This is a genomic window from Acinetobacter gyllenbergii, from assembly GCF_001682515.1.
GTDB lineage: Bacteria > Pseudomonadota > Gammaproteobacteria > Pseudomonadales > Moraxellaceae > Acinetobacter > Acinetobacter gyllenbergii.
The window spans coordinates 69,353-91,446 of the sequence record NZ_KV575268.1 but is presented as its reverse complement, the minus strand read 5'-3'; the positions used below and the strand labels follow the sequence as shown (position 1 = coordinate 91,446).

The window sequence follows — 22,094 nt, the reverse complement described above, 5'->3', positions numbered from 1 at the left end:
GAAAAGCCATGTTTGTCGTACTTGTTGAAGATGATCCCTATATCGCACAAGGGATTGTCGCCGCACTGGATTATCTAAATATTTCGGTTGAACATGTCAATACTGCCAAAGCTGCGGATTATTTTATTCGAAACAGCGCGGTGGATTTATGTTTATTGGATTTGGGCTTACCCGACCAAGATGGATTGGAACTCTTACAGACATGGCGAAAAGAGGGTTTACACGTACCAGTCCTTGTTCTTACAGCACGTAATCAAACGCAGCAATGTGTTGAAGCCCTCAATACAGGCGCGGATGACTATCTGACCAAACCTTTTGATTTGCCTATTTTGATTGCCAGAGTCCATGCTTTGGCGAGACGAAACCGCGGCTATTCCTCAAACATCTTACAGATAGGCGATTTAAAACTGCATCAAGATACGCAACAAGCCTATTACCAAGATCAATTGCTCAACCTCTCTCGCCGTGAATACAGCTTGCTTGAAACGTTTATGCTCTACCCAAACCAGATCCTTAAAAATGAGCATCTCATTGATAAAGTTTATGGTTTTCAGGACAGTATCGAAAGTAATGCAATTAATGTCCATATTTACCATTTAAGGCAAAAAATTCACCCAGACATCATTCAAACCATTCGGGGTGTAGGTTATCTGTTCAAAGTGCCTGAGCAAAGCATATGAAAAATTACAGTTTAAAATGGCGATTAGTCACCACGATTTGCTTTGTATTTATTCTGCTGTGGTCTTTGGTATTTTATTGGCTTTATGTCGATCTGGAAAAACGCCTACAACAGACCTTAGATGAGCGGCTTTCAGCTTCAGCATTAATGGTTGCCCATTTAATTCAACAACTCCCCGTTGATCAAATCATGAATAGCTTGGATTCCGTACAACAAAAACATAATCCGCAAAATTTAATCGTCTGTGAGGTTTCACTTTCGAGTTATGACCCTGCAGAAGACCAACAAGTTTTAGTAAGAACCCAAGGTTCACCCAGTTTAACCAGCAGAAAAGCAGGCTTTAGTACTTGGCAGGAAAATGGCATTGATTGGCGTAGTTATGTCCTGCAAAAGGGCCAAATACGGGTCGTCACTGCGGAAAAATTACAACTACGCTACTCCTTGCTCAAACAAATTTTACAATCTGTGCTGATGCCTTTAATCATTACTTTAATTCTATGCATTCTTCTAATCTTATGGATTATTCGTGTCGAGTTTCTGCCACTGGATCACATTGCACAACGCCTGAGAAAACAACAAGACCAACATTCCTCAGCGGCAACCGATCTACTCGATTTAAACACTGAAAATATCCCAAAAGAAATTCAACCCTTTGTAGACAGCATATTCGCGCTTGTACACAACTTGCATCAGAGCCTGGAAAATGAAAAAAGCTTTAGTGCATTTGCTGCACATGAACTACGTAGTCCACTCACTGCCATTAAAACCCATGTGCAGTTAAGTAAATTGATGCTGATGCAATCTCGGCAAGATCAGCAAAAGCTGCTGAATAATTTAGAACAAGCAGAATTCAGCATCCAGCGATATGAACAACTTTTGGAACAATTACTCTTGTTAAGTAAAACAGAGACACTTGTTCAACCAGAGCTGAATAGAGTCGATGTTACCATTAGCCTCAAACAGGTGATCAATGAACTCAAGCAAAAATATCACGACCTACCACAACAATTAGAGGTTGACTGGAACAGTTTATCTTTACTGCAACTCCCTGATGAAGCTCTCAAGATTGTGCTTAAAAATTTAATTGAAAATGCGTATTTACACGCGCAAGCCCCAATTCAAATCTATATGCAAACACATGATTTAGTGATTAGTGATACAGGTCATGGTTTAAATGACCATGATCTTAGTTTACTTACACAACGATTTTGGCGTAAATCTGCACACAACAACGGTCATGGACTCGGGTTAGCATTGGTAAAGTTGCTATTGGAAAAACATGGCTTCACAATCAGGTTCAGCCAAAATTCCCCCAATGGTCTTAAAGTGGTCATTTCTCAATTATAAGAGAGCGAAATGACCACACAAATAAGACACTAGCGCATGGTGACAAACTCTTCTGCCGAGGTTGGATGGATCGCAACCGTATTATCAAAGTCTTTCTTGGTTGCCCCCATTTTTAAGGCAACAGCAAAACCTTGTAAAATTTCATCCATCCCAAAACCTATGCCATGGATACCCACAATTTTTTCCTCCTCACCGACACAAACCAATTTCATTTTGGTCGGTTGGCGATGTTGGGTAATGGCACTATACATGGCAGTGAATGCGGAGTTATAGACTTTGACCGCTTGCTGACCATATTGTTCAATTGCCTCTTTCTCAGTGATCCCCACCGTTCCAATCGGTGGATGGCTAAACACAACGGTTGGAATATTGTCGTAGTCTAAATGCTCATCTGCTTTCTGATTGAAGAGTCGTTCAGACAGTCTACGTCCAGCGGCGACGGCTACGGGTGTCAGCTCCTTTTTCCCTGTAATATCCCCGACAGCATAAATGCCTGTTTGTGAGGTATTCTGGAATTTATCGACTTGAATATAACCACGATCATCAAGCTGAACATTCGCTTTGTCCAAGTTTAAACGTGCAGTATTGGGTTCTCGACCCGTTGCCCAGATCAGACAATCTACACTATGGCTTTCACCATTTTCTAAATGCAGTACCACGGAACCATCCACATTTTTTGTGACTTTTTCAGGTACGGCTTGGGTATGTACAGTGATGCCATCGGCTTGCATGACCTCAACCAAAGTTTCACTTAAAAACGAATCAAAACGTCTTACAGGTAAATCTTTACGAATAAACAATCCAACCTGAGAACCTAAAGCGTTCAGCACACCCGCTAGCTCAACCGCAATATAACCTGAACCAATCACGGCTGTGGTTTTTGGTAAAGCAGTCAGTTCAAAGAAACCATTTGAGTCAATCCCATATTTAACACCTTCTATATCAGGTAATGAAGGCTGTGTCCCTGTTGCAATTAAGATATGATCCGCTGTGAATCGCTCACCGTTGACTTCAATGGTATTTTTATCAATAAAATAAGCAGATCCCTGAATAAGATCAACATTATTCTTGCTTAGGCTATTTTGATAAGATTGATGAATTCGATCAATATAGGCCTGCCGATTCTTGATCAAAACCTGCCAATCAAATGACTCAACTTTACTGTTAAAGCCATAATCAGGCCCATACTTTTGAATTGACTCAGCTACATGAGCTGCATACCACATGACTTTTTTAGGAACACAGCCTACATTGACACATGTTCCACCAATCTCTGCTTTTTCGATCAATGCGCATTTTTTGCCATACATTGCCGCACGATTAACCGATGCAATTCCGCCGCTACCACCACCTATTGCAATATAATCATAATGTTTTGTCATCATCGCCTCATAAAATTGATTACAAGATTATTTTTAAGTTATACATAGGTATACAGCAAGAAAATTTAAAATCCTTACTTGGTTAAAGTTTTAATACAAGAAAATAAAAAGGCACTGATGATGACTCATCAGTGCCTTACTTTTGGGAGGCTTCTTGAATTATTCGGCAGTCACGGCTTCAATCTGAGCCTGCTGCAAAGATTGATCGACTACACCAAATTTCTTAAACAGTTTTGCACGACGTTTTGGGAAAATATTGGCTTTATTCAAATCACCTTTGTAGTGATCAAAGACACGCTTATCCATCATTTTTGACCATAGTGGTGGAATCAAAGCAGGTAGTAACATACTGGCATAACCACTTGGCAATTCAGGCGCTTCATCAAAATGACGTAATGCTTGGAACGGACGTGTCGGATAAGCGTGATGATCAGAGTGACGCTGTAATTGATACAAGAATAAGTTAGTCACAATATTATTATTGTTCCAGCTATGTTCTGGCATGGTCCGCTCATACTTACCATTCTTATCTTTCTGACGTTTTAAACCATAGTGTTCGATATAGTTAATAATCTCAAACAAGCTAATGCCATAGAATGCTTGAGTCGCTAAATAAGGAATAACGCCTTTACCAAATAAACCGACCATCGATGCATGAAAAGCTGCACTCATGCCCCAACCTTGCAAGAGTTCATTTTCAGTTGACCAAAATTCTTTACCTTTACGTTTTAAACGATTGGTTTCAATCTCAATGGCTGATTTAAAAGAACCAATCACGGTACGTGGCCAGAACTCGTAGAATGTTTCACCCATTTGTGAAGATGCTGGATCTTCAGGTGTCGCAGCACGTTTATGGTGGCCATAAGGATGTTCAATTCGGAAATGATTATAACCTGTTGGCACGAGGGCTAAATGCGACAAAATATGGTCAATACGATCATGTTTATGACTCAACTCATGTGCAGTGTTGATCGCAATTCCGTTGATGGCACCCATTGAGATACCAAGAAAAATCTTATCAAGAAACGATGTCTCTTTACGACTGGTTAAATAACATGCATACACATTAGCTGCATATTGCAATGGAATAAAGCTTTTCACCAAACGCGAATAGTAAGGATCTTTCTCAAGAAGTCGAATATCTTCATCGGTTGGGTTATTGGCATCTTTACCAATAATGGTATCAATCGTCGGAATGACGATGTGTAAAACGATTGGGCCACCTAAAGCGAAGATTTTTTTCAATGGGCGCGGCGCAAATTGATAACCTGCTAAAATCCCAATTCCGATTACAGGTAAAGCTGGGCTAATGGCCCATAAATAACGTTTACGATCCAACTCCGTTTTTGACTTTGGAATGCTTACTGGCGTAAGTTCTTGTTCAACATTTACTGGCGCATTCATCATCATATCCATGTCTTTGTATATATATACATATTTTCAAGAATTATGGCTTTCATGACAGTTGCAAGCGTCCAAAAAAGCTATGTCAAAGTCTTTGGCATCATCCACCCTGTTTTTGTCCTAAAAACACATATTGAGTTATTAGCACAGCTCTCTATAATTTAAATGAATACATCGTTAAAAAATCATATGGATGCTTTAAGTAAAATATTTGCTGATATTCATTTAAATCACACTGAATATCTCTACTTGAAAACTCAAGGAGAATGGAGTTTTATCTGCCAAGATCAAACCGCCTTAATTGTTCATATTGTTTTAGTTGGTTCTGTTTTTATTCAAATTGACGCGCACAATAGTTTAACTGCACATGCTGGTGAAATTGTGGTTATTCCATCTGGCAAAGCACATACAGGTGCAGATAATGCGATTACCAAACTGGTTGATGCTGTTGATATTTCAAAGTTTTTCAATGGTCATAAAGAAGATGCTATTGAGTTCGGTACACACTCATCCGAAAAAAATCTGATTCTAACAATACGTTGCCAAATTGACACCATTATGGCCAAGCCTTTTATTCAGGCTTTACCATCTATTATCCATCTTCAACATGGAGATACCAATGCACCTGAATGGTTACAAATCGGCTTGCATTTTTTAGCTCTAGAAACCCAAAATATCCAAGCAGGTCGCGATATTATTATTGATCATCTGGTGAATATCTTATTGATCAAATGTATTCGAGATCATATCCAACAGATCTCGACTCAACATGGTTGGCTCAGTGCACTCAACCATCCTGAACTGAGTAATAGCCTTGCTGCAATCCATAATCATCCTGAAGATGCTTGGACAGTTGAATCATTGGCAGAACAATGCTGTATGTCACGCTCAAAGTTTGCCAGCCTCTTCCATGAAGTAATTGGTGAGTCTCCTCTCGCCTACTTACAACAGCATCGTATGCGTTTAGCCAGCCAGTATCTACGTAAAAGTAATTATTCTGTACAGCAAATTGCCAATAAAGTTGGCTATTCTTCAGAAACAGCGTTTAGTCAGGCATTCAAGCGAACCTTTGAACACTCTCCGAAGCAATATCGTCAGCAGTTTATTGAACAAGAAAGTTAAAGTTATAAAAAAAGACACCGCGGTGTCTTTTTTCTTTTCTGTTCAGTTATTAACGCACAATACCGCGTGTTGATTGTTCTAAAGAATCAATAAACAGTTGCGCTTCAGGTGTTTTTACTAGAATTTCATTACGAATTTGTTCAATTGCCTGTTCTGTCGTTAGACCAGATTTATAGATCAGCTTATACGCTTCTCTTAAACCTTGAATGGTATCTCTAGACCAGCCCTTACGACGCATTCCTTCGATATTCATACCAAAGGCACGTGCAGGATTACCAGAAGCCATAATATAAGCAGGTACATCTTTAAGAATTAAAGCAGCTCCGCCGATCATGCTATAAGAGTCAATCTTACAGAATTGATGAATACCAGCATTTCCACCAACAATCACGTGGTCGCCAACATGAACATGCCCAGCCACACCGACATTATTTGCAAAAATATTATGGTTCCCAATAACACAGTCATGTGCAATATGTGTATTCACCATTAATAAGTTATGGCTACCAATCTTGGTCAAACTATGATCCTGAACGGTACCGCGATGCAAGGTACAATGCTCACGAATCGAATTATGATCGCCAATTTCTAGCCAAGTTTCTTCGCCTTGATATTTTAAATCTTGGCAAATTTCACCAATACTCGAGAATTGGAAAATATCATTATTTTTACCAATTCGCGTAAAACCACCAATAACAACATGTGAATGTAATTTTGTACCAGAGTCAATACTTACATTTGGACCTACAATACAATAAGGACCAATTTGTACATCAGAAGCGATTTCTGCAGACGGGTCAATAATTGCTGTAGGATGTATTAAATTTTGACTACTCATGTCTGCTCTATTTTCTGGTGGGAAATAATAATCTCTGCTGTCGCGGCAACCTTGCCATCAACACTAGCGGTACAATTGTACTTGTAAATGCCACGTTTTTGCATCACAAGTTCAGATTTTAAGATAAGCTGGTCACCCGCAACAACTTGTTTTTTAAATCTGATTTTCTCAGCACCCGCAAAAAGGAACAAAGAACCTGCTTTTGGCTTTTGATTGGTAAGTACAAAACCCAATATACCAGAAACTTGTGCTAGGGCTTCAATGATCAGCACACCCGGCATAATTGGATAAGTTGGAAAATGCCCTTGTAAAAACTCTTCATTAATCGAGACGTTTTTATAACCGACAATACTATTCTCAGTTACTTCTGTAACACGATCGACTAATAAAAATGGATAACGATGCGGTAAATATTCACGAATCGTAAGAATATCCATGGGTAATTCAGGCATTGTAAATGCTGGAGATGTAGACTCAGTCATAATAAATTATTTACGTAACTTAAAGGTTGATTCAAGGGACTCTAATTGAGCTTGCATATGATCAAGCCTTTTAGTGATTTGGGTCAATGGCACATCTGCTAATTGTCTCAGACGGACAATTGTCTTTTTCCAATGACTATTTTCAAACAAACCCATCCCAGAAGAATACGTTCCTGGCTCAGAAATATTTTTTGTGACCATTGACATTGCTGTAAGTGTGACATTATCAGTAATTTCAAGGTGTCCAACCACGCCTGATGCGCCACCCATGATACAGTTTTTGCCAATTTTCGCACTTCCTGCAATTCCGCAATTTGCAGCAATCGCAGTGTTCTCTCCAATTTGGACATTGTGAGCAATTTGCACAAGGTTATCAATAATGACACCATCAGCCAAAATCGTATCGTCCAATGCGCCACGGTCAATACTACAATTTGAACCAATTCGAACATCATTTCCAATACGAACTGAACCCAATTGAGCAATACGATGCCACTTGCCCTGATAAGGCGCAAAACCAAAACCTTCTGACCCAATCACAGTATTCGCATGAATACGAACACGATCTTTTAGTTTAGCCGCCCCTGTAATGGTGACATGTGCATCAATAAAGCAATCTTTACCAATCTCAACATGATCATCGAGAAATGCATGCGCTTGAATAATGGTATTGTTCCCCACCACACAATTTTCACCGATCACCACATAGTGCCCGACATAAGCATCATCAGCAATGATTGCTGAAGGATGAATCTGGGCTGTACGTTCAATACCGCGTTGAGTTATCTTTTTTTCAAATACATGGGTTAAGGTGGCAAAAGCCAGATAAGGATTATCAACAACAATAAAATTTTGTTTACTTGTAAGTTGTTGTTTGAGAGCCGCGGTGACAATGTACACACCAGCATGGCTTGCTTCGGCTTGCGCCAAGTATTTCTCACCATTCACAAAACAGATATGTTGTTTTTGCGCATGTTCCAAACTTGCCAAATTAGAAATTTGAAAGTCTTTTTCACCGAAATGCTCACCTTGAACAAGGTGAGCAATTTCTTCTAAACGATAAGTACGTCTATTCATTGATTATTTAATAGCATTAACCTTTTGAATCATTTTATCAGTTAAATCATACTGAGCGTCAGAGGCAATCGTAGAATTTTTATTCAAAATAAAGTCTAAGTTGTTCTCTTTACGCAATTGTTCAGCAGCTTGCTTCACACGAGACTCAAAAGTCGTATTCATTGCCTGTAAACTTGACTGAACTTTAGTCTGTAAACCTTGTTGAGTCGAATTAAATTCACTAAGCTTTGATTGATACTGGGCAGTCAGCTTCTGAATATCCGCTTGATTCATTTTTTGGCCTTCAGTCTGTGCTTTTTGCTGTAAAGACTCGATTTCTTTACCCAATTGCTCAAGACGAGTTGAAGTTGGTTTGACTGACTGAGTGAGGCTTGCATTTTGCTGTTTCAGATAAGTACTGCTCTCAACAACTTTAGCCAAATCGACCACAGCAAGGCCAGCTGCATTTACTGAAGCAGAAACCGTGAAGCCTAAACCTAACATCAACATTGCTAATTTTTTCATTATTACATCCTTTATATTTTACAGCGCTAAACGAGGTCGCCCTTAGAAGGTACGACCGATTTCGAATTGGATAGATTTAGTATCATCGCCTTTTTTATCATTCAGCGGGAATGCATAACTTAGTGATAATGGACCAATCATGGTAATCCATGTGAAGCCAACACCAACACTATAACGCATATTGCCAAAATCTAACTTGTTGTTATCTTTACAATATTGCTTAATATCAACTTCTTTACCATCAATTGTGACATTACCTTTTGGCACATCACACTGAGTATCAAACACTTGAGCACCTTCAGCAAAGAGTACTGGGCGTACCTGACGAGTCCAATCCCCTTTAAATGGTAAAGGAAGTGCTAATTCTGTACCAAATTGAACTAAAGCATTACCGCCCACTTCTTCGGGATCAAGGTCATTTTGCTTAGTTTCTTGGAAAATCACACTTGGATATCTTGGACCTAAAGAGCTGTTATCGTAACCACGTACTGAACCATAACCACCCGCGTAGAAGTTCTTATAGAATGGTAAATCATTACCATAACCTAACTTACCGTAGCCACGAAGTACAAAGCCGCCCCAAAGTGATTTAAAGGCTTGCGCGTCATAGGTCATTTTTTGATAGTCGACATCACTACCTGGTAAACCAATTTCCAAACCAACTCGGTGTGACATACCTGAAGTTGGGAAAATCGGACGGTTTAATGTGTTATATGACCAACCCAAGTTTAAATTATAAGTCAAGAATGTACCTTCGAAAGCATTATCATAATTGATCAGCTTTCCTTCTTGGCACTTACCTGTTAATTGACCTGTAGTTTGATCAGTTTCTAAGAACTCAGTTGGACAATAGCTACTGCTTCCAGTCGCTTTACCGCCATTTGCTAACAAATAATCACGAATATAAGTTGAAACACTTGGTCCCGTTCTGACTTTAGTTTGGTCAATCCCTAAAGATGCACTCAAGCTTTGATTTTCATCGATTGGATAACCAAAACTCAAGCTACCACCAATACTATCCGTTACATAGTTGTTAACGTTATAGTTTTCATTTAACTTGGTTTTACGATAGTAAACGTTATAACCACGGCTTACACCATCAATGGTAAAGTATGGATCAGTAACACTTAAGTTATAATAATCTTGTGTTTCAGAACGCGACAAGTCGATCGCAACACGATTACCTGTACCCATAAAGTTGGTTTGACTTAAACCTGCTTGGAAGGTTACACCACCATTTTGCGAGTAACCGACAGCCAATGTGGTTGTACCAGAGTGTTGCTCTTCAACATTGACATTTAAGTCAACTTCATCAGGCGAGTTCGGCACACGAACTGGCTTAACATCAACCGTCTTGAAGAAACCCGTACGCTCTAAACGAACTTTAGAAAGGTCAATCTTCTCATTGCTTGCCAGCGCACCTTCCATTTGACGCATTTCACGACGTAACACTTCATCTGCAGTTTTGCTATTACCCGTGAAATTAATACGACGTACGGTGACTTGTTGGCCTGGATTAATATAATAGTTTAGGTTAACGATACCCGTTTGGTTATTAATTTCAGGTACCACATTTACTTCAGCATAATAATAACCAGCATTACCATATTTGCGAAGCAAAAGCTGTTTAACTGCGTTGACTCTTTCTTGAGAATAGGTTTCGCCATCTTTATAGAGCTTAAGCATTTGTAATTCTTCAGGCTTATATAGTGCATCACCTAAGAATTTTGTTTCGCCAAACTTAAATTGACTACCTTCATCGACTGAAACCTCAATAAAGATATGCTTTTTATCTTCACTGATGTTCAATTGAGAGTTGATGATATTAAAGTTGATATAACCTTTATTTAAATAGAGGGCACGTAATGCTTCTAAACTTGCAGCCATCTTTTCACGGGCATAGCGGTCATTACGAGTTACAACGGAAGCCCAACCACTTTCTTTCACCGCAAAGGCTTGTTTGATATCGCTATCACTGAAAACAGTGTTACCAATAATATTGATATCAAATACTTTAGCCGCTGTACCTTCATTAAAGTTCAGCTTTAACTCAACACGGTTATTGGGACGAGCAACCGTTTCAACCGTCACATCCGCATCATAACGGCCTTGCTGGGTATATTGTTGTTCTAGCTCAGTTTCAATGGTCTGTAATGCAGACTTCTTAAATACCTCACCTTCAGCAATGCCCATCTTCTTCAAACCTTGTTCCAAGGCTTCTTTCGGAATGAGCTTATTGCCTTTGAATTCCAACTTTGAAATCACTGGACGTTCAACAACTCTAAACACTAAAACATCATTTTCTTTATATGTTTTAATGTCATCGAATAAACCAGAAGCATATAGCGTACGGATTGCCTCAGCAATCATTGGATCACTGACTCTATCGCCACTATTTATTGGTAACATAGAATAGATACTTGCAGGTGTTAAACGCACTAAGCCATCAATTCGTATATCTCGTGCAAGAAACTCATCTGCTGCGTATGCTTGTTGTACCACTGCCATCGCACTAACCAGTGCCAAAGGCATTAATAAATGTGTGTGACGCATGCCCATATATTTTCCAGTAAGTTAAATTCCATTTGCGTTTTTTTATAAACGCATGAAGTCGTTAAATAAAGCCAAAAGCATCATGCTACCGAGCAGTACCATACCAACTTTTAGACCAAACATCTGTATTTGTTCAGAAACAGGTTTACCACGAATTGCTTCGATAAAGTAATAAACTAAATGTCCACCATCCAACATTGGAATCGGCAGTAAATTTAGAATCCCCAAACTCACACTCATCAAAGCCATGAATGAGATAAATGTTTGCCATCCCATTTCTGCGCTTTGACCAGCAACTTTAGCAATTGTGATCGGACCCGACAAATTATCCAAACCGATTAAACCACGCACCATTTTAATGATGGAGTTAAAAATCATGCCTGAAAGCTGTGTGGTTTTTTCAAATGCAACACCCAGCGCTTCGATAGGTGAATACTGTATGGTTTGTTTATAATCATTCGGGATCGTGATTTTACCAGCATCACTTTTCACACCAAGCATTCCCGTCGTATTGCCCATATTATCGCGTTGCCCTTGAGGCATCACTTGTAAATGAACCAATTGACCTTGACGCATCACATCAATATTTAAAAGTTTCTCTGGTGATTTTTGCACCACATCCACCACATCAAACCAATCTTTCATTGCAACATTATCAATTGCAACAATTTGGTCTCCCACTTTCATGCCTTGGCGTATTGCAGCACCATCTGCACTCAGCTCTTTCACCGTTGCAGGAATGACTGGACGATAAGGTAAAAAGCCCAATACATCTAAAGGTGATTGACTCTGATCTTTTAAAAATTCTTTGATCGGTAAACTAAACTGTTTCTCAGTCCCTGCACGATCAACAACAATAGAGACCTGTCCAGTTTCGCCCACACGATTAACTAAAGCATAATTTAGTTTTTCCCATGTTGATGTTGTTTGCCCATCCACCATCAACACCTTATCGCCAACATGTAAATCAACCTGCGCTGCTGGTGTATTTGGCATGACTTTGCCAATACGGGTATTGAGTTGATCTTGCGCTGGCAGAAACAGAATCCAAAACAAGAACACAGCAAAAATCAGGTTAATCAATGGGCCCGCAGCAACAATCGCAATACGTTTCCATGGAGATTGACGGTTAAACGCATAAGGTAAATCTTGCTCAGCAACATTGCCCTCACGTTCATCCAACATCTTGACATAACCACCAAGAGGTAAAGCCGAAAGTTGATATTGGATACCAGACTTTTTAGATTGCCATTTCAGTAGTGTTGGACCAAAGCCGATGGAATAAACCAGCACTTTAACACCAAGTTTACGTGCAACCCAATAATGACCAAATTCGTGAATTGCGATCAGAGGACCAAGCAACAAAATCGCTGCAACAATCATAAATAGTGCATTCATACGATTTAGCCTCCTATATCCACAATATACTTTTCTGCAATTCGTCTTGCGATCATATCAGTCTGTAAAATGATGTCTATGTTTTCTGCTTTAGCATTTTGTACAGTTTGCAAGGTATTTTCGACCACTTGAGTGATCTGAGTAAATCGAATTCTTTGCTGCAAAAAAGCGGCAACTGCAATTTCATTTGCCGCGTTTAAAATCGTTGGTGCTAAACCACCTGCACGCATGGCCTGACGCGCTAAATCCAAAGCTGGAAACTTAACAAGATCAGGCGATTGGAAATTCAATTGAGCTGTCTCAAACAAATTCAATGCAGGAACATGCGTCGCTAAACGTTTTGGCCATGCCAATGCATGTGCAATCGGCGTACACATATCAGGGTTACCCATTTGTGCCAAAGTTGATCCATCCACATATTGCACCATGGAGTGAATAATACTTTGTGGGTGAACAACAACTGTAACAAAATGTTCTGATATTGAAAACAAATGACAAGCTTCGATCAATTCTAAGCCTTTATTCATTAAAGTTGCAGAGTCGACTGAGATCTTTTGCCCCATTGACCAGTTTGGATGTTTACATGCCTGTTGTGGCGTTACATCATGCAACTGTTCCAAGGAATGATTTAGAAAAGGACCACCAGATGCAGTCAGTAGAATCTGTGACACGCCCAATTGAGGCTGTCCCGTTCTTTCTGCATTTAAATAATCATGCGGTAAAGACTGAAAAATAGCATTGTGTTCAGAGTCTACAGGTAACAACAGTGCCTGATGCTCTTTAGCTGCCTGCATCATGATGTCACCCGACATCACCAGTGCTTCTTTATTGGCAAGCAAAACCCGCTTACCCGCTTTTACTGCTGCCAATGTAGGAAGTAAGCCAGCAGCCCCAACAATTGCCGCCATAACGATATCAACATCAGCATGTGCAGCGATTGAGATTAAGCCGGTTTCATCGGTTAAGATTTCAATCTGTTTTAAATTTTCTTGATCGAAGCGTTGTTGTAACTCAAGTGCTTTATCATTTGGCACAACAACAATTTTTGGATGATATTTTTTACAAATTTCTAAAAGTTCATCTAAACGACTATATGCAGAGACTGCAGATACAGTGTATTGGTCTGGGTGTTGTTCCAATACTTTTAAAGTACTTTGTCCAATTGAACCCGTAACACCCAATATACAAACAGCTTGAGTCATTTAAAGATCTACACCAATAAGTTTTAATATATACATACCTGTTGCAAAAATCGGTGCAGCGGCAAGTAAGGAGTCAATACGATCTAACACACCACCATGTCCAGGCAGAACACGGCCAGAATCCTTGATTCCTGCTCGGCGTTTAATCATTGACTCAAACAAGTCGCCCAATACCGAAGCAAACACAGTAATAATTGAAAGAATTAAGAACAGAATAAGCTGTATTGCAGTTAAATTTAAATAGGTATACTGCACAACCAACATGATAATCACGGTTGTCGCGATACCACCATATAAACCTTCAACAGATTTATTGGGGCTCACAAAAGGTGCAAGTTTTTTCTTACCGAATTTACGCCCTACAAAATATGCACCACTATCCGCGCCCCAAACCAGGAGGAACAAATACATCAGCCACCATGGTGAACTATGCCAAACAGCATAAAGCGCGGTGACTGCAGCAGAAATCAGAATAAACCCTACGATATGTAAGGATGCATTATACCAACTATCAGATTCGGGAAAATTCTTTACCCAATAGATACTGCCCAACCAAGTGAGAATAGAGGCAGCCCAGAGTAAAAGTGCTACATCATCAAAAAATAATGCCAGTGTCGCTACTGCTGCAACCGCGCCACCATAAATCCAAGCTTTAGGTTTTGATACCGGTGATGTTGCACGAGGCATAAGCTTAAACCACTCATAACCTGCAACCCCCGCGGCTAAAATCATAAGCATAAACATTGGATAATGTGATTGCGTTGCAAACATGCAACTTAAAACAACAGCAACTAACACCAATGCGGTAATAATCCGCTCTAACATTATTAATTCTCTATTTTCGCTTGTTGAATCTGTTCCGACGTTTTACCAAAGCGTCTTTCACGTCCTGAAAAAACACGAAATGCGTAATCCAACTCTTTTACAGTAAATTCTGGCCACAAAGTATCGGTAAAATACAATTCGGCATACGCAGCTTGCCATAACAGGAAGTTAGACAAACGGTAATCTCCACCTGTACGAATTAACAAATCAACAGCTGGAAGATCATTTAGACTGACATATTTATCAAATAAATCAACATTTATCTGATCTGCTTGAAGTTTTCCTGCAAGTACATCTTGAGCAATGTTTTTTGCAGCCTGCGCCATATCCCACATACCACCGTAACTAATCGCAATTGTTAGGGTCATGGAATCAAAAGCGGCCGTTTTTTGCTCAGCGAGTTGCATTAAATCACGCAATTCATTTGACAACCGAGAACGATCACCAATAAAGCGCAGCGCGATATTAAATTGCTCCATACGAGGCAATTGCTCATGAATTGTTTCTTCCAACAATTTCATTAGCAAATCAACTTCGTATTGTGGACGATTCCAATTTTCACTTGAAAATGCGAAAACGGTTAACGCACGAACACCTTCTTTTTTGCAATGTTCAACAATCGGATCCAAGACATTCTTGCCTTCCCGATGTCCATCGCCTTTTTGCATTTGCTTTTTTTTGGCAAAACGATTGTTGCCATCCATAATGATGGCAACATGTTGAGGAAGAAGCGCTTCTTCTTGCAAGGTCATAATAAAATCAGACCTTCATCAATTCTGCTTCTTTCGCTGCAAGACGTTTATCAACTTCTGCAACATATTTATCCGTAATTTTTTGAATATCATCTGATGCACGGCGATCATCATCTTCAGAAATTTCTTTTTCTTTCAATAATGCTTTGAGATCACCCAATACATCACGACGAATATTACGAATTGCAACTTTGGCATTTTCAGCTTCAGCACGCGCAACTTTTTGCATATCACGGCGGGTTTCTTCTGTTAACGCAGCCATTGGTACACGGATTGCATCAGCAGTGATAGGATTTAATCCCAAACCTGCTTCACGAATCGCTTTATCAATCGCAGCAACCATCGAACGCTCAAATGGTTGAACCAACAAGGTACGCGAATCTTCAAGCCCGATATTTGCGACTTGATTCAATGGAACATCAGAGCCGTAGTAAGAAACCATCACACCATTTAAAATAGATGGGTGCGCACGACCTGTACGAACTTTGGCAAAGCCCAACTCTAAAGAGTCAAGCGATTTCTGCATACGCTGTTCGCTATCTTGTTTGAGATCGTTAATCATATGATCTTCCTTACTTATTCATTAGGTATTACAAAATATTTAGACATTAGTATAAAGAGCTTTATGACTCACGTACATTAATTCGTGACGTGAGTACCTTCTTTTTCGCCCATTACAACAGAAAGTAATGCACCAGATTTGTTCATATCAAAAACTTGTAGTGGCACATTGTGATCACGACATAAACAAATCGCGGTCAGATCCATCACACCAAGCTTTTCATCAAGCACTTGGTCAAAAGTTAAATTGTCATATTTAACCGCATCATCATATTTGCTTGGATCTTTATTATAAACACCATCTACTTTGGTCGCTTTCAAGATCAGGTTCGCCTCAATCTCAATACCACGTAAACATGCTGCTGTATCTGTGGTAAAGAATGGATTCCCTGTACCCGCAACAAATACACACACTTCACCTTGGCTCAAGTGACGGATCGCATCACGGCTTGAATATGGCTCAACCACTGTACCAATTGACAATGCTGACATTAAACGAGTTTTGATATTACGGCGCACCAACGCGTCACGCATTGCTAAGCCATTCATTACCGTTGCCAACATACCCATTTGGTCGCCTGTTACACGACCAACTAGGCCATCTTTCTGTAACTGGCTGCCGCGGTATAAGTTACCACCACCAACAACAATACCCACCTGCACACCCAAACCAACCAAGTGCGCAATTGAAAGTGACATTTGATCTAAAACTTGGGCATCAATACCCATATCTTTATTGCCTGCTAAAGCTTCACCCGAAAGCTTTAGCAAAATTCGTGCATAACGTGGATTTTTAGAAGCTGACATACTTTTACTCCAAACCGACCAATCTCAAATTTCTTAAATTTAATTCAACATCAAGCAGATTTAATCTGAATTAACTTTGCAAATAAATCGTATTCATCTGCATCGGTAATTTCGACTTCAAGCAGATCACCTGCTTTAATCACACTCTTATCAATATCTTCAACAAAAACATTGCCATCAATTTCTGGCGCATCTGCATATGAACGTGCAACTGCAACAGGGAATTCATCTTCCAAGCCATCCACAAGCACTGTCATTTTCTGACCGATACGCTTTTGTAATTTTGCCGCAGAAATCGCTTGCTGAACTTCCATGAAACGCTCATAACGATCTTGCTTAATTTCTTCTGGCACATGATCAGGTAAATCATTCGCAGTTGCACCTTCTACAGGCGAATACGTAAAGCAACCCACTCGATCAAGCTGAGCTTCTTTCAGCCATTCCAATAAAATCTGGAAGTCTTCTTCTGTTTCACCAGGGAAACCAACAACAAATGTTGAACGAATCACCAATTCAGGGCATTTTTCACGCCACAATTTAAGGCGCTCTAATGTGTTTTCGCTATGAGCTGGTCGCTTCATCAATTTTAAGATGCGCGGACTGGCGTGCTGAAAAGGAATATCTAAATAAGGCAGGATTTTACCTTGAGCCATCAAATCAATGGCAGCATCTACATGCGGGTATGGATAAACATAATGCAAACGCACCCAAATCCCAAGCTGACCAAGCGCTTCACACATGTCATAGAATTTGGTTTTAACTGGCTGACCGTTCCAGAAATCTAACTTGTACTTGGTATCCACACCATATGCTGAGGTATCCTGAGAAATCACCAAGACCTCTTTTACACCCGCACGTTTAAGCGCAGCTGCTTCATCCAACACCTTACCTACAGGGCGAGACACGAGATCTCCGCGCATACTTGGGATAATGCAGAATGTACAGCGGTGATTACAGCCTTCTGAAATTTTTAAATAGGCATAATGCTTCGGCGTTAAACGAACACCTTGCTCTGGAACTAAATCAATAAATGGGTTGTGTTTTGGTGGTGCAGGCACATATTCATGTACTGCTTCCATCACATCTTGATAGGCTGCCGCACCTGTTACCTTAAGTACATTGGGGTGCATTTGGCGAATTTTGTCTTCATCTTTACCTAAGCAACCGGTAACGATCACTCGTCCATTTTCGCTCATGGCTTCGCCAATGGCATCTAAAGACTCTTGCACTGCAGATTCAATAAAACCACAGGTGTTAACAACAACCAAATCTGCACCGTCATAATCTGATGCAACCTGATAACCTTCAGTCTTTAACTGAGTTAAAATTCGTTCAGAATCTACCAATGCCTTAGGACAACCTAAAGATACAAAACCGACTTTGGGGGTCTTCATGAATCTGCGCTCCACTTGAATCGGCGTATTGTATGACTTTTCTTTGTCTACGCATAGCAGCAAAGCCATCTCTTTGTGTAATGCACCAAAATACGACCAAAATTTTAAACAAAATCTAACAACGCACCAATTTGAAGCATAATAAAATATTGAAATAAGCAGATGTATGTGAAAAATACCGTATAAATCGATTCTTTCAGATTTAAGTGATTGAAATTTAGTTAATACAAAGTTGGCTTGTATTTTGCATAAAGTACATTTTAGAAGTTAATGGCTCTTCATTAAAATTTATATTTATTGCGCCATTTTAAAACAGGACGATTCACAAATGGATCAACAGAACACTATCGACTATCGACTCTTAGTAGATAATCTGACAACTGCCATTTTATTGGTCGATAGTAAGCTTAATATTTTTTATTTAAATTCTGCTTGTGAAGCATTATTTGATATCAGCTTGTTACGCGCATCAGGTCAGCCGGTATTAAATTTGCTGCATGCACATGATGATACCTTCAATACGCAAGAAGCTTTATTAAATACCTTAGAAAGTGGTCAACACTATACGCGTCGTGAAGCAGTGATCAATGTGAATTTTAAACCCATTCATGTCGACTACACCGCTTCACAGCTCAATGCTGGTAAAAGTTATCACCCTTTACTCTTAATCGAACTTAATCCAATTGATCGGATGTTGAAAATCTCTAAGGAAGAAAACCTCGTTCAGCAACACCAAGTAGCCAGACAATTGGTCCGTGGCGTGGCACATGAAATTAAAAATCCTTTGGCGGGTATTCGTGGTGCAACTCAATTACTGGCACGCAGTTTAGGTGATGATAGCTATCGTGAGTTTACTGACATCATTATTAGCGAAGTTGATCGACTGACTAATTTGGCAGATACCATGCTTGGTTCTCGTCAATTGCCAAGTTATGAACTCAGCAATGTGCATGAACCCTTAGAACGTGTTCGCTCACTCATCGCAAACCAAACCAAGAAGAAAATCAAGATTACCCGTGATTATGACTTGTCTTTACCCGATGTCATGGCTGATCGTGACCAACTGATTCAGGTCATGCTCAACATTAGTGTCAATGCAGTACAAGCCATGACCGAAAATAAAGAATTCTTTACAGATTCAGAGCCTGAACTGGTTTTAAGAACCCGAATACAACGCCTTGTTACGATTAATGGTGTATTAAATCGTTCAGCTGTCCGTATCGATATCGAAGACAATGGTCCTGGCGTTCCAGAAAGCATTCTCGAGTCAGTTTTTTACCCCCTTGTTACAGGTCGTGCCAAAGGCACAGGACTGGGTCTCAGTATTGCTCAAAATATTATGCATCAACATAACGGAATGATTGAGTGTCAATCAGTTCCAGGAAAAACCGTATTTAGCCTATATCTACCTTGGGAGTTAAACCATGTCACGAAATAAAATTTGGGTAATTGATGACGATCGTGCCATGCGTTGGGTACTTGAAAAAACCTTCAAAGAAGAAGGTTTTGATGTCACCAACTTTGAAGAAGCACAAACTGCATTGGAACGCCTACATGACGATGCACCCGATGTGATTTTAACCGACATCCGCATGCCAGGGATTGATGGTCTAACCTTCTTATCTAAGGTGAAGAACACACATCCTGACCTGCCTGTGATTATCATGACCGCGCACTCCGATTTAGAGTCTGCTGTATCAAGCTATCAAACAGGTGCTTTTGAATATTTACCTAAACCCTTTGATATTGATGAAGCCTTGGCACTAGTCAATCGTGCCATCTTGCATATCAATAAATTGCAACAACAAGAAGCAACCAAAACAGCCTCACCACTACAATCAACCGAAATTATCGGCGAATCCCCTGCAATGCAGGAAGTTTTCCGAGCAATCGGTCGTTTATCACAATCCCATATTACGGTGTTGATTAATGGTGAATCAGGTACAGGTAAAGAGTTGGTTGCTCACGCCTTACACAAACACTCACCACGTCGTGCCAAGCCATTTATTGCATTGAATATGGCAGCCATTCCAAAAGACTTAATCGAAACTGAGTTATTTGGACATGAAAAAGGTGCATTTACAGGAGCAAACACTCAACATCAAGGCCGTTTTGAACAAGCCAATGGCGGTACTTTGTTTCTTGACGAAATTGGTGACATGCCATTTGAAACACAAACACGCTTACTTCGTGTTTTAGCAGATGGTGAATTCTACCGCGTCGGCGGACATATCCCAGTCAAGGTCGATGTACGTATCGTCGCTGCAACCCACCAAGATTTGGAAAAGCTGGTCAATGAAGGACGTTTCCGTGAAGACTTGTATCATCGTCTGAACGTGATTCGTATTCACATTCCAAAGCTGTCACATCGTAGCGAAGATATTCCAATGCTGGCGCAGCATTTCTTGGCTCGTGCAGGCAAGGAATTGGGTGTCAGCCCTAAAATCTTGCGTACCGAAACCACAGACTATATGCAACAACTGCCTTGGCCTGGTAATGTTCGTCAACTAGAAAATACCTGCCGCTGGTTAACAGTCATGATCACGGGGCGTGAAGTTTATCCAGAAGACTTACCGGCTGAACTTAAGCAAGCGTCTGTACATAAAACTAATGACGCACAAGCTGCATCAAATACCAGTCCTGCTTTGGTTGAACGTATTGCTGTACACCATTGGGATGAATTATTGGGTCAATGGGCAATTCAAAAGTTGAAAAATGGCGAAATGAAGATATTGGATATTGCTACACCCATGTTTGAACGCACTTTGATTAATGCTGCTTTACAACAAACCCGCGGTCGTAAACGCCATGCTGCCGAACTTTTAGGTTGGGGACGCAACACGCTCACCCGCAAGCTCAAAGAACTCGGTATGGACTCGACCGATGACGAGGAAGACGAAGAAGTTCGCTCTGCTTAATGAGCAGTCATAAAAAAGCGAATCCAAGTGATTCGCTTTTTACTAAAATTGAGATGTTTTGAAACACACATCAATGTGATTACCATACAAGAGATATGGTTTTTGTTATACTAAGGAGGATCCCATTACTCCAAAGTAGATAATGACTGATATTTGCTATCCAAGCTGTGCCAAACCTCAAACTCGTCGTGGAGAAGAACGTCGTTTTGCCCTATTACTGTGCGCAACCGATTTGTTTTTAGAGAAAGGTTATGAAGCCGTGTCTTTGGATGACATCGTCAATCATGCAGGTGGTTCAAAAACATCCATCTATAAATACTTTGGTAATAAAGAAGGACTTTTTACCGCCATTTGTGATTATCGCAGGGAAGTGTTTTTCAAAGGTGTCTGTTTCCCGTATATTCCAGAAAAAAGTAATTTAAGAGACTACCTCACACAAACTCTACACCGCTTTTATCAACATATCATCCAGCCAGAAAACATTGCTTTTATGCGCATGTTTACCGAACAAACGCAGAAAGATGTCCAGCTTGCACATTACTTTTATGATCAATGTGCCCTTAACATTCAAAATACCATTGCCTTTGCATTAGAGCATGCTCACACCAAGGGAGAAATTTTTTGCGCCCAACCTAAGTTCTCCGCCATGATGTATTTCGGAACTTTGAGAGATGTTGAGTGGCGCAATCTAATGGGTTTAGACCTCTCTGAAAATGATGCAGAAATCATTGATTATATTAACTATTCCGTAGATTTGTTTTTAAAAGCTCATCAAAAGGTCTAATTCTTTTGCATTTTCCCGAGCGTATAGTATAGTAGTCAATTCTTTTTTATTCACCACTCATCAAA

Annotated in this window: 20 protein-coding genes; 6 read left to right on the top strand and 14 right to left on the bottom strand. The window is 40.0% G+C overall.

All coding sequences use genetic code 11. The annotated features are described in order from the left end of the window. Positions 1–8 precede the first annotated feature (8 nt). Together NG55_RS16600 and NG55_RS16595 are read left to right on the top strand one after the other, a co-directional pair. A complete protein-coding gene (locus tag NG55_RS16600; RefSeq protein WP_065343852.1) occupies positions 9–680 on the top strand; it encodes a response regulator in 672 nt (223 codons plus the stop codon). Then, complete coding sequence (locus NG55_RS16595) at positions 677–2,026, top strand: ATP-binding protein (protein WP_065343851.1); 1,350 nt, start codon at positions 677–679, stop codon at positions 2,024–2,026. Before NG55_RS16600 ends, NG55_RS16595 begins: the two co-directional genes overlap by 4 nt. 29 nt (positions 2,027–2,055) lie before the next feature. Here NG55_RS16595 and gorA read toward each other — a convergent pair whose 3' ends face one another. Then, entirely contained in the window at positions 2,056–3,408 is a 1,353-nt protein-coding gene (gorA, locus tag NG55_RS16590; protein ID WP_065343850.1) for a glutathione-disulfide reductase, read from the bottom strand. 159 nt (positions 3,409–3,567) lie between these two features. Beyond that, positions 3,568–4,812 carry an alkane 1-monooxygenase gene (locus tag NG55_RS16585; protein ID WP_065343849.1) on the bottom strand — a complete coding sequence of 415 codons (1,245 nt, stop codon included), beginning with the start codon at positions 4,810–4,812 and terminating at the stop codon, positions 3,568–3,570. Between the two features lie 189 nt (positions 4,813–5,001). On the opposite strand from NG55_RS16585, the gene NG55_RS16580 reads away from it, so the two are divergent. Further along, entirely contained in the window at positions 5,002–5,934 is a 933-nt protein-coding gene (locus NG55_RS16580; protein WP_032860438.1) for an AraC family transcriptional regulator, read from the top strand. A 49-nt stretch (positions 5,935–5,983) separates the two neighbouring features. On the opposite strand, the gene lpxA is transcribed toward NG55_RS16580, so the two are convergent. The 12 genes from lpxA to rimO all read right to left on the bottom strand — a co-directional run bounded on the left by lpxA (position 5,984) and on the right by rimO (position 18,327). After that, entirely contained in the window at positions 5,984–6,772 is a 789-nt protein-coding gene (gene lpxA / locus NG55_RS16575; protein ID WP_016540266.1) for an acyl-ACP--UDP-N-acetylglucosamine O-acyltransferase, read from the bottom strand. Further along, positions 6,769–7,254, bottom strand: coding sequence for a 3-hydroxyacyl-ACP dehydratase FabZ (fabZ, locus tag NG55_RS16570; RefSeq protein WP_004653316.1), 486 nt, complete (start codon positions 7,252–7,254; stop codon positions 6,769–6,771). The genes lpxA and fabZ overlap by 4 nt, the downstream gene beginning before the upstream one ends. 6 nt (positions 7,255–7,260) lie before the next feature. Beyond that, complete coding sequence (gene lpxD / locus NG55_RS16565; RefSeq protein ID WP_065343848.1) at positions 7,261–8,331, bottom strand: UDP-3-O-(3-hydroxymyristoyl)glucosamine N-acyltransferase; 1,071 nt, start codon at positions 8,329–8,331, stop codon at positions 7,261–7,263. A gap of 3 nt (positions 8,332–8,334) precedes the next feature. After that, entirely contained in the window at positions 8,335–8,835 is a 501-nt protein-coding gene (locus NG55_RS16560) for an OmpH/Skp family outer membrane protein (protein ID WP_016540269.1), read from the bottom strand. A gap of 42 nt (positions 8,836–8,877) precedes the next feature. Next, the gene (gene bamA / locus NG55_RS16555; RefSeq protein ID WP_065343847.1) at positions 8,878–11,394 is read right to left on the bottom strand and encodes an outer membrane protein assembly factor BamA; all 2,517 of its coding nucleotides are present in this window, start codon (positions 11,392–11,394) and stop codon (positions 8,878–8,880) included. 36 nt (positions 11,395–11,430) lie between these two features. Further along, a complete protein-coding gene (rseP, locus tag NG55_RS16550) occupies positions 11,431–12,786 on the bottom strand; it encodes an RIP metalloprotease RseP (protein WP_065343846.1) in 1,356 nt (451 codons plus the stop codon). Positions 12,787–12,791: 5 nt separating this feature from the next. Next, the gene (ispC, locus tag NG55_RS16545; RefSeq protein ID WP_065343845.1) at positions 12,792–13,988 is read right to left on the bottom strand and encodes a 1-deoxy-D-xylulose-5-phosphate reductoisomerase; all 1,197 of its coding nucleotides are present in this window, start codon (positions 13,986–13,988) and stop codon (positions 12,792–12,794) included. Then, positions 13,989–14,813, bottom strand: coding sequence for a phosphatidate cytidylyltransferase (locus NG55_RS16540; protein ID WP_004653309.1), 825 nt, complete (start codon positions 14,811–14,813; stop codon positions 13,989–13,991). A 2-nt stretch (positions 14,814–14,815) separates the two neighbouring features. Beyond that, complete coding sequence (gene uppS, locus NG55_RS16535; protein ID WP_016540273.1) at positions 14,816–15,565, bottom strand: polyprenyl diphosphate synthase; 750 nt, start codon at positions 15,563–15,565, stop codon at positions 14,816–14,818. Positions 15,566–15,572: 7 nt separating this feature from the next. Continuing rightward, positions 15,573–16,127: a ribosome recycling factor gene (gene frr / locus NG55_RS16530; protein ID WP_004653307.1), complete on the bottom strand. Its 555-nt coding sequence runs from the start codon at positions 16,125–16,127 to the stop codon at positions 15,573–15,575. 77 nt (positions 16,128–16,204) lie between these two features. Continuing rightward, positions 16,205–16,933 carry a UMP kinase gene (pyrH, locus tag NG55_RS16525; protein ID WP_004772000.1) on the bottom strand — a complete coding sequence of 243 codons (729 nt, stop codon included), beginning with the start codon at positions 16,931–16,933 and terminating at the stop codon, positions 16,205–16,207. A 50-nt stretch (positions 16,934–16,983) separates the two neighbouring features. Further along, positions 16,984–18,327: a 30S ribosomal protein S12 methylthiotransferase RimO gene (gene rimO, locus NG55_RS16520; RefSeq protein ID WP_005270747.1), complete on the bottom strand. Its 1,344-nt coding sequence runs from the start codon at positions 18,325–18,327 to the stop codon at positions 16,984–16,986. A 328-nt stretch (positions 18,328–18,655) separates the two neighbouring features. On the opposite strand from rimO, the gene glnL reads away from it, so the two are divergent. From glnL to NG55_RS16505, 3 genes are all read left to right on the top strand, one after another. Next, entirely contained in the window at positions 18,656–19,765 is a 1,110-nt protein-coding gene (gene glnL / locus NG55_RS16515; RefSeq protein ID WP_016540275.1) for a nitrogen regulation protein NR(II), read from the top strand. Further along, a complete protein-coding gene (glnG, locus tag NG55_RS16510) occupies positions 19,752–21,245 on the top strand; it encodes a nitrogen regulation protein NR(I) (protein ID WP_016540276.1) in 1,494 nt (497 codons plus the stop codon). The genes glnL and glnG overlap by 14 nt, the downstream gene beginning before the upstream one ends. A gap of 142 nt (positions 21,246–21,387) precedes the next feature. Next, positions 21,388–22,029, top strand: coding sequence for a TetR/AcrR family transcriptional regulator (locus tag NG55_RS16505; RefSeq protein ID WP_016540277.1), 642 nt, complete (start codon positions 21,388–21,390; stop codon positions 22,027–22,029). The last annotated feature ends 65 nt before the right edge of the window (positions 22,030–22,094 follow it).